We start from the raw sequence: 15637 nt of genomic DNA on the forward strand, positions 1-15637 counted from the left end.
GATCGGCATCAAGAAGGGCTTGTCGGTCTGACGAACCGGATCCGGGATGTACTCGTCGACGGTATCCATCAACTTGAAGATCGGATCGGTGGCCGGATTGCCGCGCTTGCCGTCGGACTGGAGCGCCTTGAGCGCCGAGCCGCGAACGATCGGCGTGTCGTCGCCCGGGAAATCCTGTTTGGTCAGGAGTTCGCGGACTTCCATTTCGACGAGCTCGAGGAGCTCCTCGTCGTCGACCATGTCGCACTTATTCAAGAAGACGACGATCTTCGGAACGCCGACCTGTTTCATAAGCAGAATGTGTTCGCGGGTTTGCGGCATCGGGCCGTCCGTCGCCGAAACGACGAGGATCGCGCCGTCCATCTGCGCCGCGCCGGTGATCATGTTCTTGATGTAGTCGGCATGACCGGGGCAGTCGACGTGTGCGTAATGGCGCTTCTTGGTCTCGTACTCTTGGTGCGAGATCGCGATCGTAATGCCGCGCTCTTTTTCCTCAGGAGCGTTGTCGATCTCGTCGACGCCGCGCGCCGTCGCGAGGCCTTCCGTTGAGAGGCAATGCGTGATCGCGGCCGTGAGCGTCGTCTTGCCGTGATCGACGTGCCCCGTCGTGCCGATGTTAACGTGCGGTTTCGTGCGCTCGAATTTAGCCTTCGCCATTATTTCCTCGTTTGGTTCCTTATTTTAGGGTTTTAAGCTGCTGAGGTTTTCTTGCCGGCAGCCTTTGCGACAATCTCTTCTTCAACCGACTTCGGAGCCTTCTCGTAATGCGAAAACTCCATGGTGTACGTCGCGCGGCCCTGCGTCGCAGAACGCATATCGGTCGCGTATCCGAACATCTCCGAGAGCGGAACGTTGGCAAGAATTACTTGCGCGCCGCCCGCAGCCTCTTCCGTCGATTGAATCATGCCGCGCCGGCGATTGAGATCACCGTTGATCGCGCCAAGGTATTCCTTGGGCGTGGTGACTTCAACTTTCATGATGGGCTCGAGCAAAATCGGCCCGGCCGCGCGATTGGCTTCTTTCCAGCCCATCGATGCGGCGATCTTAAACGCCATCTCCGAGGAGTCGACGTCGTGGTAGCTGCCGTCGAACGCCGTGACCTTGAAGTCGAGCACGGGGTAGCCCGCCAGCACGCCGTTTTGCGACGACTCTTCGATGCCGGACTGCACGGCCTTGGAGTATTCCTTGGGAACCGCGCCGCCGACGATCTTCCACTCGAAGACGAAGCCGGTGCCCGGTGCCTGTGGCTCCACGCGCAGCCAGACGTCGCCGAACTGGCCTTTGCCGCCCGACTGGCGGATGAACTTGCCCTGTTTTTCGACGGTCTTGGTGATCGCTTCTTTATAGGCAACCTGCGGCTTGCCGACGTTGGCTTCCACTTTGAATTCGCGACGGAGACGATCGACGATGATCTCGAGATGCAGTTCGCCCATACCGCCGATGATCGTCTGCTGCGTCTCCTCGTCGGTACGCATGCGGAACGTCGGATCTTCCTGTGCCAAGCGCGTGAGCGCGATGCCCAGCTTGTCCTGATCGCCCTTGGTCTTCGGCTCGATCGCCTGGAAGATGACCGGCTCGGGGAACACGATGTTCTCGAGAATGATGACGTTCTTTTCGTCGCAGAGCGTGTCGCCCGTGCGCGTATCGCCCAGGCCGACCGCCGCCGCGATGTCGCCCGCGCCGATCGAGTCGATATCTTCGCGATGGTTCGCGTGCATGCGCAGGATGCGCCCGATGCGCTCTTTTTTGCCGGAGCGCGCGTTGTACACGTACGAGCCCTTGTTGAGCACGCCCGAGTAGACGCGGAAATACGTCAAGTTGCCGTACGGATCGGTCGCGATCTTAAACGCTAGTGCCGCGAACGGCTCGGCATCGTCGGCCCGGCGCGAAAGCTCCGCGCCCGTATCGGCATCGACGCCGGTGATCTTCTTGGCTTGCAGCGGCGACGGAAGAAACTCGACGATCGCGTCGAGCAGCGGCTGAATGCCTTTATTCTTAAACGCCGAGCCGCAGAGCATCGGAAGCACCGTACCGGCGATCGTCGCCTTGCGCAGCGCTTCCTTCATGCGGTCGATCGGCAGTTCTTTGCCGTCGAAGAACATCTCCAGCAATTCGTCGTCTTGCTCGGCGATATTTTCGATGAGCTCCTGACGCCACGTCATCGCGAGTTCGCGCAGCTCGCCTTCGACTTCTTGTTCGTCCATCGTGGAGCCGGCATCGTCGGTATAGACGATCTTCTTCATGGTGAAGAGATCGACGACGCCTTCGAAGTTCTCTTCCGCCCCGATCGGTACTTGAATCGGGCAGGCGTTGGCGCCCAGCCGCTCGCGGATCTTGTCGACCGCGTTGAAGAAGTCCGCACCCATGCGGTCCATTTTATTGACGAAGATGATGCGCGGAACTTTGTACTTGTTGGCCTGGCGCCACACGGTCTCGGACTGCGGCTGCACGGCGGCAACCGAGTCGAAGAGCGCGACGAGGCCGTCGAGCACGCGCAGCGAGCGCTCGACTTCGACGGTGAAGTCCACGTGCCCAGGCGTATCAATAATATTGATCCGCGTGTCGCGCCAGGTACAGGCAGTCGCGGCGGACGTGATCGTGATGCCGCGCTCTTGCTCCTGGACCATCCAGTCCATGGTGGCGGCGCCGTCGTGCACTTCGCCGATCTTGTGCGTGCGGCCGGTGTAGAACAGAATGCGTTCCGTACACGTGGTCTTGCCGGCATCGATGTGCGCGGCGATACCGATGTTCCGGGTGCGTTCGAGTGGGTATTCTCTTGCCATGATTCTTGCTTAAACGATTACCAGCGGTAGTGAGCGAAGGCTTTGTTCGCTTCGGCCATCTTGTGCGTGTCTTCGCGTTTTTTGATGGACTGGCCCATATTGTTGGCCGCGTCCATCAACTCGCCCGCCAGCTTCTCTTCCATCGAGCGGCCGGCGCGAGCGCGCGCATAATTGATCAGCCAGCGCATCGCCATCGCCTGACGGCGGTCCGGGCGGACCTCCATCGGCACTTGGTAGGTCGCGCCGCCGACGCGGCGTGGACGCACTTCGACCAGCGGCATCGCGTTGGAGAGCGCCTGCGAGAAAACATCCATCGCGTCGCGGCCGGTCTTTTCGGTCACTACTTCGAGCGCGCCATAGGTGATGCGTTCCGCCAGCGACTTCTTGCCCTGCAGCATCACTTTATTGATGAAACGCGCGAGCACTTTGCTGTTGAATTTCGGATCGGGCAGAATCTGCCGCTTCGGAGCCGGACCTTTACGAGGCATTTTTTTCCTTTGTTGTCATCCTGAGCATGTCGAGGAGTTATTTCTTCACGGAACGCTTGGCGCCGTACTTGGAGCGGCCTTGCTTGCGATTGGCGGTACCCGATGTGTCGAGCGTTCCGCGGATGATGTGGTAGCGCACGCCCGGAAGATCCTTGACGCGTCCGCCGCGCACGAGCACCACGGAGTGCTCCTGCAAATTGTGTCCGATGCCGGGGATGTATGCCGTCACTTCTTCGCCGTTGGTCAAGCGGACGCGGGCGACCTTACGAAGTGCCGAGTTCGGCTTCTTCGGGGTCACGGTCTTCACTTGCGTGCAGACGCCGCGGCGCTGCGGGTTACCCGCAACTTCGAACGTGCGTAAAGGCAGGTCAGGATGGCCCGGCTTGGGTCCGGTCTGAATGACGCGGAACGCCGGGGTTTTGACCTTTTTCTCGGCCTTCTGGCGGCCCTTGCGAACCAACTGACTAATAGTGGGCACTAATACTCCTAGAGGATTCAAAAAAACTCGGGACACAGAAATCGGGCCACACCCGGGGGTGGGCCTGAACTACGGCAGTATAGCAGGGACTTTCCGCCTCGTCAAACCCCAATGCCGCAGCATACCGCACCGTCAGCGGGTCTTGCCGGCGTCGCGAACGAGCACGATTCCGGTGCCGATCGTCCAGATTCCGTACAGGACCAATCCGAGGATCAGCGTGAGCGCTCCGTTGGGCGCGAGCACGCCTCCTTTAAAGAAGATCGAGAGCGTTGAGATGCCCGCTCCCAGCGCCGAGACGAAGCCGAGCGCCGTGAGCAGCGGCGGAAAGCTGTGGTGACGGCGCGAGCTGAGGCTCGCGGCCAAAACGTAGATCGCGAGCGGTATGTAGAGCAGAATTCCCGATATGGCAAAGGCATCGTAGAGAACGCGCAGGGCGACGGCCCCGAGGTCGCCCGCGTGATAGCCGAGCACCGCCTGGAAGACGGCCGACACGAGCGCCACGACGGCCGTGAGCAGGCCGGCCGCCAGCAGGTAGTCGCCCAAGCCTTCGTCCTGGCCGGGCGCCTGGCGCAGATAGGCGCGCAATCCAACGACGTACCATAGAAAGAACGCGATCCCCGGAAAGGCCAGCCACGACGCGAGCAGCAGCATGGATTGATGCGCGGTCACGTAGCTCGCGATCTCGGCCGCCGAGGCGTTCAGCGGCGGCGGCGTTCCCGGGATCAACCCGGCTACGAGCAGCACGATAACGTAGGCGACCGCCGAATAGCCGGCCGATCGCTCGGCATGAATGTTGTACATCGGTCTTACCTTTGCGGCACGCCGGCCTTGCCCCTCGAAGCAGCGGCGCACCGGGAGGTCGTCGAATCGGCGGCGAGTGAGGCAGAACCGGCTGGGGGTGCTCGATGGGTTGCGCGGCATCGCCGTGCTGCTCGTGCTCTGGTATCACGTTTGGGAGATTTCGTGGCTCCCGGCCCCGCTGCCGGCGTGGCAGTTTATTCCCGAGACCGGTTTTGTCGGCGTCCACTTGTTCTTCTTCATCAGCGGATTCGTCATCGTCTATCCGTTTCTGCGCGAGCGCTTCGATGGCGTCCCGGCGCCGACGTGGAAGCACTTCTACTACCGGCGTTTCGTGAAGATCGTACCGTCCTACGTCCTCTCGATTGCCGTCGTCGTAGCGATCGGCTACGCCCATTTCGATACGGCCGCGCAGGCCGCGCGCGATATCGTCACCCATCTGCTCTTCATCCACACGTGGTGGGGCCAAACGTACGGATCGATCAACGGCGTGCTCTGGACGCTCGCGGTCGAAGTGCAATTCTACGCGCTCTTTCCGCTGATCTGGTGGTGCTTCAAACGCGCTCCGTGGATCACGGCCGCAACGATGACGGCGCTCGCTTTGATCTACCGCCTAGAAGCCCAGGCTTGCTGCCTGCCGACCCACGCGCTGCAGATGATCGAGAACTTGCCGGGATATCTCGACATCTTCGCCGCCGGAATGATCGCGGCATATCTCTATCTGCAGTGGCGCGACCGCGCGCTGGAGCGGCCGGCGCTGCGTTTGGGAGCGACGCTCGCAGCGATCGCCGGATTCGCGTTCTCGATCGCGCTGCTCGAAAACCTCTGGGCCTTTCGCTTCACGGATCAATGGTCGACGGTGTGGCAGATCGTCAATCGCACGTGGATCGGCGTCGCGTTCGCGCTCGTCGCGCTCGGATCGCTGCTCGCGACGGCGGCGTGGAAACGTACCCTCGCAAACCCCGTACTGCTCTTCTTCGCAACCATTTCGTACAATCTGTATCTCTATCATCAGCCGCTGGCGCGCGAATTGCTCGCGCACGGCGTTCCGCCGTATCTGACGAGCGATCCGCATCACGATCCGCACTGGCAGGTGCTCTACACGTGGATCGCGTTCGGCACGACGATCGCGCAAGCCGCACTCGTTACCTACTTCTTCGAGCGACCGCTCTTGCGCGTACCCGCGCGGCGCGCCATCGCATTTCTGTCGCGATTGCGCGAAAGCCGGGCACTCACCGATTCGTGAAATCGCATCTCCGCAGTCAGCGCGGATTTACGCTCGTCGAAGCCGCCGTATCGGTCGCGCTCGTGGCAATCGCGGCCGGCGGCGCGCTCTGGGCGCTGGCCGCGTTTGGAAAGTACGGCACGCATCAAGCCGGACCGCATCGTACCGCCGCGCTCGCGTTCGCACGCTCGCTGGTCGGCGTCGCGCAGGACGCGTGGAAGTACGGCCAGCCTGGGATTTCACCCTCGGGCAGTTGGCAGACGGCGCTGCCGCTGGCCGTTCCCGATGCGCCGCCCACGACGATGCCGGTCGCGATTACGGCCGCATACCGCCAACTGCAGACGCCGGATCCTGCGGGGATCGATCCGACGCTTCCCAGCGCCGAGGTGACGATCACGCTAACCTATCCGCCCGATCCCGATCACGCCGATTCGGGCAGCGTTTCGCAGCGCGCGACCCTTCACGTGCGGGCGCCCGCGCCCGGGACCCGGATCGCTCCCGCGGGTCTCGTGCCCGAACCGGCGGGCGCTCCGTAGATGCTCGCAAACGCGCTCTTTTTTGCAAGCGTCATCGCGCTCGCCGCAACGACGATTCTTTCCGGCGGTCTGGCGATGACGCGCGCGAGCGAGCATCGCATTGCCGAGCAGTACCTCACCGCCGGCTTCGAGCGGGCGGCTGCGGCCGCCCGCGAAACGATCGCGAGCCGCCTGCGCGACGGTGCCGTGGACCCACGGGCGCTCGCGCCCGCTCTCTCGGTCGCTCCGCTTCCGGCGCGGTGCGCCGGTGAGACGGTGCCGTGCAGTTTTTACACCGGCGCGCGCGTTACGTTCGACAACGTTCAAAACGTACGAGTTTCATCGTCACCGGCGGCGTGCGATGCGGCGACGACCAACTGCGCGGAGAATCTCGAATCCAACGACCGCGTCGACGAAGGACGCCTCGCGGCGCGAATCGTCGTCGACGTTTCGGCACCCGACGGCACCGTGCTGGCAACGCGTACCCAAACGCTCACGCTGCGTACGTTCGCCGCGCCGCCGTACGCAACGATCGCCGGCGTGCGCGACGCGTCGCTTGCCGATACCGTCGCGAGCGAAGGCGACGACGGCGGGCACGCGGTTCCGGCCGGCGCCGACTGTGGACCCGTGGCCGGCGACGAAACGGTCGTGCGCGTCCAGTACCGCAACGCGGTCAGCGACGCATGCGCGAACGGCAGCCGCTGGCAGCGGCAAGGCTGGTCCAGCGGCAACGGCAACGCTACGGGCTGGTCGCCGTAGCTAGGCGCGAAAGCGTTCGATGATACCGGCCACTTCGTCCGGCGATTCGACGGGCAGGTTATGACCCGCGTTGCGAAGGGTGAGAAAGAGACAGCCGGCGATCGCTTCCGCCACGTCTTTCTTGACGCGGTTCGGCGGCGCGAGCGGATCCTTCGCACCGGCCACGGCGATCGTCGGCACGTCGATCAGCGCTAAGCGGTCGAAGAATTCGGCGGTCCGTCCGCGATCGTACCAGCCGAACCAGGCCTCGCGCTGACCGACGAGCGCGTCGTCAACGATCCGCGCCAGACTCGCCTCCGAAATCGTCCGCGCCATCGCCGCGCGCTGAAACGCCTCGATCTTTTGTCGATTGCCGAAAGCATCGAGCGAAAGCCGGCGATGCTTTTCGTTGAGTCGAACCGCGTGCGCGGTTCCCGGCGCGAGCAGAATCAGCCGTTCGAGATTCGCGGGCCGTTGCGTTGCAAGATACTGCGCGATCTTGCCGCCCATCGAATGGCCCACGAGCGTCACCGGCGCATCGACGGCGGCGAGCGCCGCTCGCAGATCTGCGGTATAGCCTTCGAGTTCGTGCCCGTCCATCGGGCGATCGGAGAGACCGCAGCCGCGAAAATCGAGCAAGTGCAGCGAGTACGCGCGCGCGTCGAGCCGGTCGGCGACGTCGTACCACATGCGGCGCGCGCTGATCCAACCGTGCGCGAAGAGGATGTGACGCGGACCATCGCCGCGACGCTCCAGGCAGAGCCGCACGCCGTCGTGCTCGATAAACCGATGCACCAAATCGTTCATGCTCGTCAATCATACCCGAGATGTCGGGGCTTTTCGTAGACGCTTGTCGAACGCGAGAGGTCGCCGTGAAGCCCGGACGATTCCTCATCTACCTCGGACTCCTCTACGTCGTCAGCTGCTGGGCGCTCAATTCGGTTATTCTCAAACGCACGCTCGAGGATTTTAGTCCGCTCGCCTTGACCGGTCTGCGCTTCGTCATCATGACGCCGCTCGCACTCTTGCTCGCCAAACTTCGCGGCGAGCGGATTCACATCGAGCGGCGCGATCTGCCGATCCTCATCGCCTGCGCCGCCTGCGGATACGGCGTCTATCAGTATCTGTGGATCGTCGGGCTCGCACATACGACCGCGTTCGCGTCGGCACTCTTCGGCAGCCTGACGCCGATTCTCACGCTCGGCATCGTGGCGGCCACCGGTCACGAGCGCGTTCGCAGCGGACGCTGGTCCGGCGCGATCCTCGCGATCGTGGGCGTCGCCGTCTTCGAGGGCGCCTTCTCGGGGCGCTTCAGCGTGCGTTTGGGCGATGGTCTGACGCTCGGCGCGGCGCTCGTGTTCGCGCTCTACAACGTGCTCAGCGCGCGCCTGTTGGGGCGCTATTCGCCGCTCTCGCTGCTGGCGATCACGATGTTCTTCGGCATGCTGATGATTCTGCCCGGAGCCATACCGGCATTCGTACATCAGGATTTCACCCGGGTCACGCCGGCGGACTGGGGCGCCTTCGCCTACGCCACGCTTTTTCCGGTTTTATTGACCTATCCGGTCTGGAGCTACGGCATCACCCAGCTCGGCGCGGGGCGGACCTCGCTCTTTGCTTATCTGCTGCCGATCCTCGCCGGCGTCTTCAGCGTCCTGATTCTGCATTCGCATATCACCGGCTACGAGATCGCCGGGATCGCGATCTGTATTGCGGGGATGGCACTCTCGCAATTGATCGGCGGCGTCTCGCTCACGGCATTGTGGGCCCAGCGGACGCTGCCCGTGGAGCGCTGACGCGCGAACCGGCGGGGCTGACAATTCGCGCGCGCGAAAGAGCGCGACTATGAAGAAGCGCTTCTGGTATTGGCTGCTGCTCGTGCCGTTCGTCGCTACGCTGTGGGTGCCGTTTTACGCCCGCCGCGATCCGGTCGTGTTCGGATTCCCGTTCTTTTATTTCTACCAGTTTCTCTGGATCGTGCTGTGCGCGTTGATCGTGTGGATCGTGTACCTCGCCACGCGGGAGCCGGCGGATGGCTAGCGGTACGATCGTTCTTATCGTCCTCGTTTTGGGCGTCACCGTGCTGGGCTTCCTGGCGGCGCGCTGGGGCGGTGCGAACCTCACGAACCTCGACCAGTGGGCGCTCGGCGGCCGATCCTTCGGCACGATCGTTACGTGGTTCTTGCTCGGCGGCGACCTCTACACCGCGTACACGTTTATCGCCGTTCCGGCGCTCGCGTTCGGGGCCGGCGCCATTGCGTTTTTTGCGGTGCCGTACACGACGATCGCCTATCCTTTCGCGTTTCTCGTCATGGCGCGCTTCTGGACGATTGCTAAGAAGCGCGGCTACGTGACGAGCGCGGATTTCGTCCGGGATCGCTTCGGCAGCCGCTGGCTCGAACTCGCGATCGCGATCACGGGCGTACTCGCCACGATGCCGTACATCGCACTGCAGCTCATCGGCATGCAGACCGTTCTCGAGCGCAGCGGTATCGCCGCGTCGCACGATTCGGCGCTGCTCATGCTGATCGTGGCGTTTGTCTTGCTCGGAGCCTACACGTTCACGAGCGGACTTCGCGCGCCGGCGATGATCGCGTTCGTTAAAGATACGCTCATCTACGTCACCGTCATCGCCGCGATCGTCATTATTCCGGCGAAGCTCGGCGGCTGGGGTCACATTTTCGACGCGGCCGCAACGGCGCTTGCGGCCAAGCCGACCCCGGGTTCGATCGTCATCGGTCCGCACATGTATTTCGCTTATGCCTCGCTCGCGCTCGGCTCCGCGTTCGCGCTCTTTCTCTACCCGCATTCGATGACGAGCCTGCTCTCGGCCAAAAGCGCCGACGTGATTCGGCGCAACTGCGCGTTGCTGCCGCTCTATAGCATCATGCTGACCTTCCTAGCGCTTTTGGGGTACTGCGCGCTAGCCGCGGGGATTCACGAAACCAACAACAACTTCGCGGTGCCCGATCTCTTCAATCGCTTCTTTCCCAACTGGTTTACGGGCGTCGCGTTCGCGGGCATCATCATCGGCGCGCTCGTACCGGCGGCGATCATGGCGATCGGCGCCGCCAATCTGTTTGCAAGCAACATCGTCCAATCGTTTAACGGTCGCCAGACGCGAGCCGGCGGCGCGAGCAACCTCGCGCGCTATATCTCGCTCGCTATCTTGCTTGGCGCGCTCGTTATCGCAACCGGCGTACAGCCGAAGTTCTCGATTAACTTCCAGCTTCTCGGCGGCGCGTGGATGCTGCAGATCTTTCCGGCGGTGGTTCTCGGGCTCTATACGCGCTGGTTCCATTCCAACGCCCTGCTCGCCGGGTGGTTTGCAGGCATGCTGACGACCGCGATCATGGCCTACGCGACCAACTTCGCGGCGGTCTTCTCGCTTTCGTTTCTCGGAACGTCGATTCCAGGAGCCATCTTGCTCTACGCTTTTATCGTTAATCTCATCGTCAGCGTCGTCTTCACGTGGATCTTCCGCGCGGCCAACGTGCCGGCGGGCGGCGACCTGACCGCTACGGCGGACTACGCATGAGCGACGTCGTACGCCCCGACGGGTGGCCGCAACCGCGCGGCTACAGCGATGGCATCCTCGCCACCGGCCGCCTGCTTTTCGTCGCCGGACAGATCGGATGGAACGAGCGCGGCGAATTCGTCAGCGACGATTTCGGCGAGCAGACCGCGCAGGCGCTGCGCAACGTCGTCGCGATCGTCGCGGCGGCCGGCGGCCGGCCCGAGCAGATCGTTCGCCTCACGTGGTACGTGACCGATAAACGCGCGTACCGCAACGCGCTCGCGCAGATCGGCGCCGCGTATCGCACGATTGTCGGTGCGCACTATCCCGCGATGACGCTCGTGCAGGTGGCGGCGCTGCTCGAAGATCGCGCGCTCGTCGAGATCGAGGCTACCGCGGTTCTCTAGTCATCGCGTCGAAAGCGATGCACGTCACCCATCCGTAGACGCAGCGCGGAACGATATCGGCCGCCCAATCCGACGCCGACCACTCCGAGGGATCGGTCTGGCCAAGAGCGGTCGCGGCTCCCTCGCTCATCGCCATCGTCAGCGCGCCGAGTCCGATACCGGCGACGAACCACGGCATGCCGCGCATCGCCGGCCGCAGCGCGCCGAAAATCGCTCCGGCTCCAAAACCGTCGACGTAGCCAAGCAGCGCCCCGAGACCGCTGACGCGATTTTTCGTGGCGTCGCTTTGCTCTTCGGCCGGCTTCGCAAGCTCATCTTCGCCCGCCAGCGCGGCCAATTTGCGCGCCATTTTTCCGGAAAGCTCGCTCGGGGGACGTCCGCGTACGGCCATATCGAGATAGGTAATGCTGTTGAGCGTGGCGGTTCCCGCCGCACCCGCGAGCGTGCCGAGAAAGATCTTCGAAACGATGCTCATGACGAGATATGCCCTGAGCCAGCTCAGCTCAATCAAACGCCCTTCGACGGGCCCCATCCTTCGACAAGCTCATCCTTCGACAAGCTCATCCTTCGACAAGCTCATCCTTCGACAAGCTCATCCTTCGACAAGCTCAGGATGACAGGGGGTGGGGGTCGGCTGCGGCGCGTTCGCGGAGGCGGTAGCGTTGGACTTTGCCGGTTTCGGTGCGCGGAAGCTGCGCGACGAATTCGATCTCGCGCGGCGCTTTGAACGCGGCGATTCGATCGCGGACGAAGCCTTTGAGTTCCTCGCATTTCGCGTCGTCGGGCGCGCAGCCGTCGGTCAGAACGACGTAGGCTTTTACGATGCTGGTCGAATGGACGGGATCGGGTTTGGCGACCACGGCGCACTCGCGCACGTGATCGTGCGCGAGCAGCGCCTGTTCGACTTCCGGACCAGAGATATTGTAGCCCGCGGAGATGATCATATCGTCGGTACGTGCGACATACCAGAAATAGCCGTCTTCGTCCATGCGGTAGGCGTCGCCCGGATAGTTCCAGCCGTCGCGCACGTACGTGTGCTGGCGCTCGTCGTCGAGATAGCGACAGCCCGTCGGACCTTTCACGGCCAAACGGCCGACCGCGTTCGGGGGGAGCGGCTTACCGTCGTCGTCATGAATCTCCGCGATATACCCGGGCACGGCCTCACCCGTCGCGCCTCCGCGTATGCGGCCTCTCGGAGATCCCACAAAGATATGCAGCATCTCGGTGCTGCCGATTCCGTCGAGAATCTCGAGCCCGGTCTTCGCGCGCCACGCTTCCCAGATCGGCAGCGGCAGCGTCTCGCCGGCCGAGACGCACGTGCGCAGCGTCGTACTATCGTAGGTTGCGGTGAGTTCGGCCATCGCGCGGTAAGCGATCGGCGCGGTAAAAACGACGGTAACTCCCCGCTGCTCGATTGCTTGCATGAGGGGTTCGGGACCGGCTTTCTCCAACAGCAGCGTTGCCGCGCCGGCATCGAGTGGAAAGAGCAGCAAGCCGCCTAACCCAAAGGTAAACGCGAGCGGCGGGCTTCCACAAAAGAGATCGTCAGGTTTTGCGCGCAGCACCTTCGAGCCATACGTATCGCAGGTCGCGAGAACGTCGCGATGAAAATGCAGCGCGGCTTTCGGCGTACCGGTCGTACCCGATGTGAAGCCGATGATTGCGACGTCGTCGACGGCGGTCGCGACGTTTTCAAAATCCCCGGGCTTGGCGGAAATCAGCGACTCGAGTCCGTCGCGAGCGTTCGATTCAAAATACACCGTCGCAAAGCCGTCGACGCCGGCGGCGGCCGTCTCGAGTTCGTCGCGCAGCCGAAGATCGCAGAGCGCCACGCGGACCCGCGCTTTTTCGATCATGTAGCGCAATTCGCTCGCTCGATAGAGCGGCATCGTCGTCACCGCCACCGCGCCGGCCTTCATCACGGCGAGCCACGATGCCGCCATCATCGGCGTATTCGGCGCGCGCAACAGCACGCGATTGCCCGGAACGATGCCGAGATCCTCGGTCAGCACGCGCGCGATTTGATTAGCCTTGCGCAAGACGTCGTCGTAGGTCCAGCTCACCGTCGGGGAGACGATGCAGCGGCGCCCGCCGGCGCCGGCTCGCACGTGCCGGTCGATCAGACGCGTCGCACAATTGACGTAGTCGGGATAGTGAAGTTCGGGCAGATCGAAGCGAAATTCCGGCCACAACTCTCGGGGCGGCAAGCGATCCCGCGCGAACGTGTCGACGTGAGCGGTCGGCATGACGTTCTACTCCTCCAAGACCGAACGGGCGATGACGATGTGCTGCACTTCGCTCGCGCCCTCGTAAATGCGCAGCGCCCGCACGTCGCGATAGAGCGCTTCGACGATCTCGCCGCGCGTCACTCCGCGCCCTCCGAAGAGTTGAACGGCCGCATCGCAGACGCGCCCGGCGGCCTCGGTTGCAAAAAGCTTTGCCATCGCGGCTTCGCGCGTCACGCGCGCCGCGCCGGTATCTTTGGTCCACGCCGCGCGATAGACGAGCAGCGCGCTCGCGTCGATATCGAGCGCCATCGCCGCGAGTTTTGCCTGCGTGAGTTGCAGCGCCGCGAGCGGCGCGCCGAACAGGGTGCGGCTCTTGGCATGCGTGCGGCTCTCATCGAATGCGCGTCGAGCGAAGCCGAGGGCGGCCGCGCCGACCGTCGCGCGAAAGACGTCGAGCGTGGCCATCGCGATTTTGAAGCCCTCACCCTCCGCGCCGATTCGATTGCCCGCGGGGATCCGGCACTCGGCGAAGCGGATCGTGCCGAGCGGATGCGGCGCGATCGTATCGATGGTTTCGGTCACCGCGAATCCCGCGGATTCTTTCTCGACGACGAACGCGCTCAGCCCCTTGGCGCCGGCATCGCCGGTGCGCGCGAACACCACGTAGAAATCGGCTATCCCGGCGTTACTGATCCAGGTCTTTTCGCCGTCAAGAACGTACGATTGCCCGTCGCGACGCGCGCGCGTCTGCATGGCGGCAACGTCCGAGCCCGCGTCGCGCTCCGAGATCGCAAACGCCGCGATCGCGCGGCCCGCCCCGACGGCGGGCAGATAGCGAGCCTGCAACTCCTGCGAACCTGCGAGCTGTATCGCTCCGCTTCCCAGGCCCTGCATCGCAAACGCGAACTCCGCGATGCCGTCGCGATAGGCCAGCGTTTCGCGCGCGATGCAGATCGAGCGCACGTCGAGCCGGTCGCAAGCTCCCCCGTACGCCGCTGGAACCACCCACCGTAGCCATCCGGCCGCGCCCAGCGCCCGTACCCAGCCCACGCACTCCGCCGATGGGTCGCGCGTCTGCGGGTAGCTCTGCGCCGCCGCCCACGCTCCGAGATCGCGCGCCAGTTCGCGGTGCGTTTCGCTAAAGAAGGGCCAATCCAGAAAACTGCGGTCCGGCATCAATCGCCCTGAAAGACCGGGCGCTGGCCCGCGATGAAGGCCTCGTACGCGCGCCGGAAATCCTTGGTCTCCATACAGATGGCCTGCGCGCGCGCTTCGGCATCGATCGCGGCATCCAGCGGCATATCCCATTCTTCGTGCAGCATCTTTTTCGTCATCGCGTGCGCGAACGTCGGCCCGTTTGCGAGCGCGTGTGCGAGCGATTTCGCTTCGGCGAGCACGCTCTCAGGTCCGTACACCCCATTGTAAAATCCCCACGCGAGCGCCTCGCCGCCATCCATGCTGCGGCCCGTGTAGAGCAGTTCGGCCGCCCGGCCGAGCCCAACGATGCGTGGAAGCATGGCGCTGGCTCCCATGTCGCAGCCCGAGAGGCCGACGCGGGTAAAGAGAAACGCGACCCGGCTCTGCTTGGTGCCGTAACGAATATCCGATGCCATTGCGAGGATCGCGCCCGCCCCCACGCAGACGCCGTCGATCGCGGCCACGATCGGTTGCGGGCAGCCGCGCATCGCTTTGACCAAATCGCCGGTCATCTGCGTAAACTCGCGCAGATGTTCCGGAGAACGTTCGGTCAGCGGCCCGATGATCTCGCGGACGTCTCCGCCCGAACAAAAATTACCGCCCGCGCCGCTCAAAACGATCGCTTTGATCGAAGCGTCCTCTTTGAGCGAGCGGAATCGTTCCAGTAACTCGGCATACGATTCGAAGGTGAGCGGATTCTTGCGCTCCGGGCGGTCGAGCGTGATCGTGGCCACGCGGCCGTCGACCTCCCACTGAAAGTGTCTCATCTATCGTTCACCTATCGTTTTAGCGAAATCGGAAAGGCAGGTCTTCTTCGACGCTCGCTCCGGCACTATTGCGCGCGATGATTCGCAGCCGGTACGCGCGGATAAAGATCGGCGGCAGATCGAAGACGTTCACTCGGAAGGCAAACCGGCCGTACGACTGCCGCGGAACGTCGAGCGAAAAAAGGTTCGAACGAATCTCGACGCTCGCAACATTGGTCGAGGTGACGATCGTTCCCGACCACGTGCGTCCGCGACGAACGTCGTTACTCGAAAGCTCGATCGCTTCGATGGCGGCGGGAGCGGCGTTGCCCCGCACCCGCGGTTCCGGCAACGCGCGTGCCGACGCGCCGATTCGCACGTTGGGGGGCATCGCGAGCGGAATCGGCGCGCAACCGCAGAGCGCGAGCGTCACAAGAGCTGCGATGGCGCCGCGCAGCCGTAGGCGAGCCGAGTTCATTACCAACTTACTGGTTATTCGAGACCTGAATTCCTGCCG

At 63.5% G+C, this 15637-nt stretch carries 18 protein-coding genes; 7 read left to right on the plus strand and 11 right to left on the minus strand.

Features of this window, described 5'->3' with window-relative positions; translation table 11 throughout:
* The 5 genes from VIG32_02740 to VIG32_02760 form a co-directional block, all read right to left on the minus strand.
* The coding region (locus tag VIG32_02740) for a GTP-binding protein (GenBank protein HEY8296922.1) at positions 1–657 on the minus strand (657 nt) is incomplete at its 3' end.
* A 32-nt stretch (positions 658–689) separates the two neighbouring features.
* Entirely contained in the window at positions 690–2783 is a 2094-nt protein-coding gene (gene fusA, locus VIG32_02745) for an elongation factor G (protein HEY8296923.1), read from the minus strand.
* A gap of 17 nt (positions 2784–2800) precedes the next feature.
* Positions 2801–3271, minus strand: a complete 471-nt coding sequence (rpsG, locus tag VIG32_02750; GenBank protein ID HEY8296924.1) for a 30S ribosomal protein S7 — start codon at positions 3269–3271, stop codon at positions 2801–2803.
* Positions 3272–3308: 37 nt separating this feature from the next.
* A complete protein-coding gene (gene rpsL, locus VIG32_02755; protein ID HEY8296925.1) occupies positions 3309–3749 on the minus strand; it encodes a 30S ribosomal protein S12 in 441 nt (146 codons plus the stop codon).
* A 132-nt stretch (positions 3750–3881) separates the two neighbouring features.
* Positions 3882–4550, minus strand: coding sequence for a hypothetical protein (locus VIG32_02760; GenBank protein ID HEY8296926.1), 669 nt, complete (start codon positions 4548–4550; stop codon positions 3882–3884).
* Between the two features lie 76 nt (positions 4551–4626).
* Between VIG32_02760 and VIG32_02765 the strand changes: the two genes are divergently transcribed.
* The 3 genes from VIG32_02765 to VIG32_02775 are packed head-to-tail and all read left to right on the plus strand — an operon-like array spanning position 4627 to position 7046.
* Entirely contained in the window at positions 4627–5793 is a 1167-nt protein-coding gene (locus VIG32_02765; protein HEY8296927.1) for an acyltransferase, read from the plus strand.
* Positions 5790–6308, plus strand: coding sequence for a prepilin-type N-terminal cleavage/methylation domain-containing protein (locus VIG32_02770; GenBank protein HEY8296928.1), 519 nt, complete (start codon positions 5790–5792; stop codon positions 6306–6308). The genes VIG32_02765 and VIG32_02770 overlap by 4 nt, the downstream gene beginning before the upstream one ends.
* On the plus strand, positions 6309–7046 hold the full coding sequence (locus VIG32_02775; GenBank protein ID HEY8296929.1) for a hypothetical protein: 738 nt from the start codon (positions 6309–6311) through the stop codon (positions 7044–7046).
* On the opposite strand, the gene VIG32_02780 is transcribed toward VIG32_02775, so the two are convergent.
* Positions 7047–7832 (minus strand): alpha/beta hydrolase, encoded by a 786-nt coding sequence (locus VIG32_02780; protein ID HEY8296930.1) that lies wholly within the window; start codon positions 7830–7832, stop codon positions 7047–7049.
* Positions 7833–7897: 65 nt separating this feature from the next.
* Between VIG32_02780 and VIG32_02785 the strand changes: the two genes are divergently transcribed.
* Genes VIG32_02785 through VIG32_02800 form a run of 4 tightly spaced genes read left to right on the plus strand, consistent with a single transcriptional unit; the run spans position 7898 to position 10949 of the window.
* Entirely contained in the window at positions 7898–8821 is a 924-nt protein-coding gene (locus tag VIG32_02785; GenBank protein ID HEY8296931.1) for a DMT family transporter, read from the plus strand.
* Between the two features lie 49 nt (positions 8822–8870).
* Positions 8871–9065, plus strand: coding sequence for a DUF3311 domain-containing protein (locus VIG32_02790; GenBank protein ID HEY8296932.1), 195 nt, complete (start codon positions 8871–8873; stop codon positions 9063–9065).
* Positions 9058–10563, plus strand: a complete 1506-nt coding sequence (locus tag VIG32_02795) for a sodium:solute symporter (GenBank protein ID HEY8296933.1) — start codon at positions 9058–9060, stop codon at positions 10561–10563. The genes VIG32_02790 and VIG32_02795 overlap by 8 nt, the downstream gene beginning before the upstream one ends.
* Positions 10560–10949, plus strand: a complete 390-nt coding sequence (locus tag VIG32_02800; protein ID HEY8296934.1) for a RidA family protein — start codon at positions 10560–10562, stop codon at positions 10947–10949. Before VIG32_02795 ends, VIG32_02800 begins: the two co-directional genes overlap by 4 nt.
* On the opposite strand, the gene VIG32_02805 is transcribed toward VIG32_02800, so the two are convergent.
* The 5 genes from VIG32_02805 to VIG32_02825 form a co-directional block, all read right to left on the minus strand.
* Positions 10933–11424, minus strand: a complete 492-nt coding sequence (locus VIG32_02805) for a hypothetical protein (protein ID HEY8296935.1) — start codon at positions 11422–11424, stop codon at positions 10933–10935. The two genes, VIG32_02800 and VIG32_02805, sit on opposite strands and share 17 nt — an antisense overlap.
* Before the next feature lie 133 nt (positions 11425–11557).
* A complete protein-coding gene (locus VIG32_02810) occupies positions 11558–13195 on the minus strand; it encodes an AMP-binding protein (protein ID HEY8296936.1) in 1638 nt (545 codons plus the stop codon).
* Between the two features lie 6 nt (positions 13196–13201).
* Positions 13202–14353 (minus strand): acyl-CoA dehydrogenase family protein, encoded by a 1152-nt coding sequence (locus VIG32_02815; protein HEY8296937.1) that lies wholly within the window; start codon positions 14351–14353, stop codon positions 13202–13204.
* Positions 14353–15141, minus strand: a complete 789-nt coding sequence (locus VIG32_02820; GenBank protein ID HEY8296938.1) for an enoyl-CoA hydratase family protein — start codon at positions 15139–15141, stop codon at positions 14353–14355. Before VIG32_02820 ends, VIG32_02815 begins: the two co-directional genes overlap by 1 nt.
* 19 nt (positions 15142–15160) lie before the next feature.
* Positions 15161–15598 (minus strand): hypothetical protein, encoded by a 438-nt coding sequence (locus VIG32_02825; protein ID HEY8296939.1) that lies wholly within the window; start codon positions 15596–15598, stop codon positions 15161–15163.
* Positions 15599–15637: the final 39 nt, after the last annotated feature.

The sequence above is a fragment of the Candidatus Baltobacteraceae bacterium genome, from assembly GCA_036559195.1.
Lineage (GTDB): Bacteria > Vulcanimicrobiota > Vulcanimicrobiia > Vulcanimicrobiales > Vulcanimicrobiaceae > JALYTZ01.

Coding starts and splice junctions, on each gene's coding strand:
- VIG32_02820 (HEY8296938.1), bottom strand. CDS start 15,141: ATGAGACACTTTCAGTGGGAGGTCGACGGCCGCGTGGCCACGATCACG.
- VIG32_02825 (HEY8296939.1), bottom strand. CDS start 15,598: ATGAACTCGGCTCGCCTACGGCTGCGCGGCGCCATCGCAGCTCTTGTG.
- VIG32_02780 (HEY8296930.1), bottom strand. CDS start 7,832: ATGAACGATTTGGTGCATCGGTTTATCGAGCACGACGGCGTGCGGCTC.
- VIG32_02760 (HEY8296926.1), bottom strand. CDS start 4,550: ATGTACAACATTCATGCCGAGCGATCGGCCGGCTATTCGGCGGTCGCC.
- VIG32_02775 (HEY8296929.1), top strand. CDS start 6,309: ATGCTCGCAAACGCGCTCTTTTTTGCAAGCGTCATCGCGCTCGCCGCA.
- VIG32_02810 (HEY8296936.1), bottom strand. CDS start 13,195: ATGCCGACCGCTCACGTCGACACGTTCGCGCGGGATCGCTTGCCGCCC.
- VIG32_02795 (HEY8296933.1), top strand. CDS start 9,058: ATGGCTAGCGGTACGATCGTTCTTATCGTCCTCGTTTTGGGCGTCACC.
- VIG32_02790 (HEY8296932.1), top strand. CDS start 8,871: ATGAAGAAGCGCTTCTGGTATTGGCTGCTGCTCGTGCCGTTCGTCGCT.
- VIG32_02800 (HEY8296934.1), top strand. CDS start 10,560: ATGAGCGACGTCGTACGCCCCGACGGGTGGCCGCAACCGCGCGGCTAC.
- VIG32_02805 (HEY8296935.1), bottom strand. CDS start 11,424: ATGAGCATCGTTTCGAAGATCTTTCTCGGCACGCTCGCGGGTGCGGCG.
- rpsG (HEY8296924.1), bottom strand. CDS start 3,271: ATGCCTCGTAAAGGTCCGGCTCCGAAGCGGCAGATTCTGCCCGATCCG.
- fusA (HEY8296923.1), bottom strand. CDS start 2,783: ATGGCAAGAGAATACCCACTCGAACGCACCCGGAACATCGGTATCGCC.
- VIG32_02815 (HEY8296937.1), bottom strand. CDS start 14,353: ATGCCGGACCGCAGTTTTCTGGATTGGCCCTTCTTTAGCGAAACGCAC.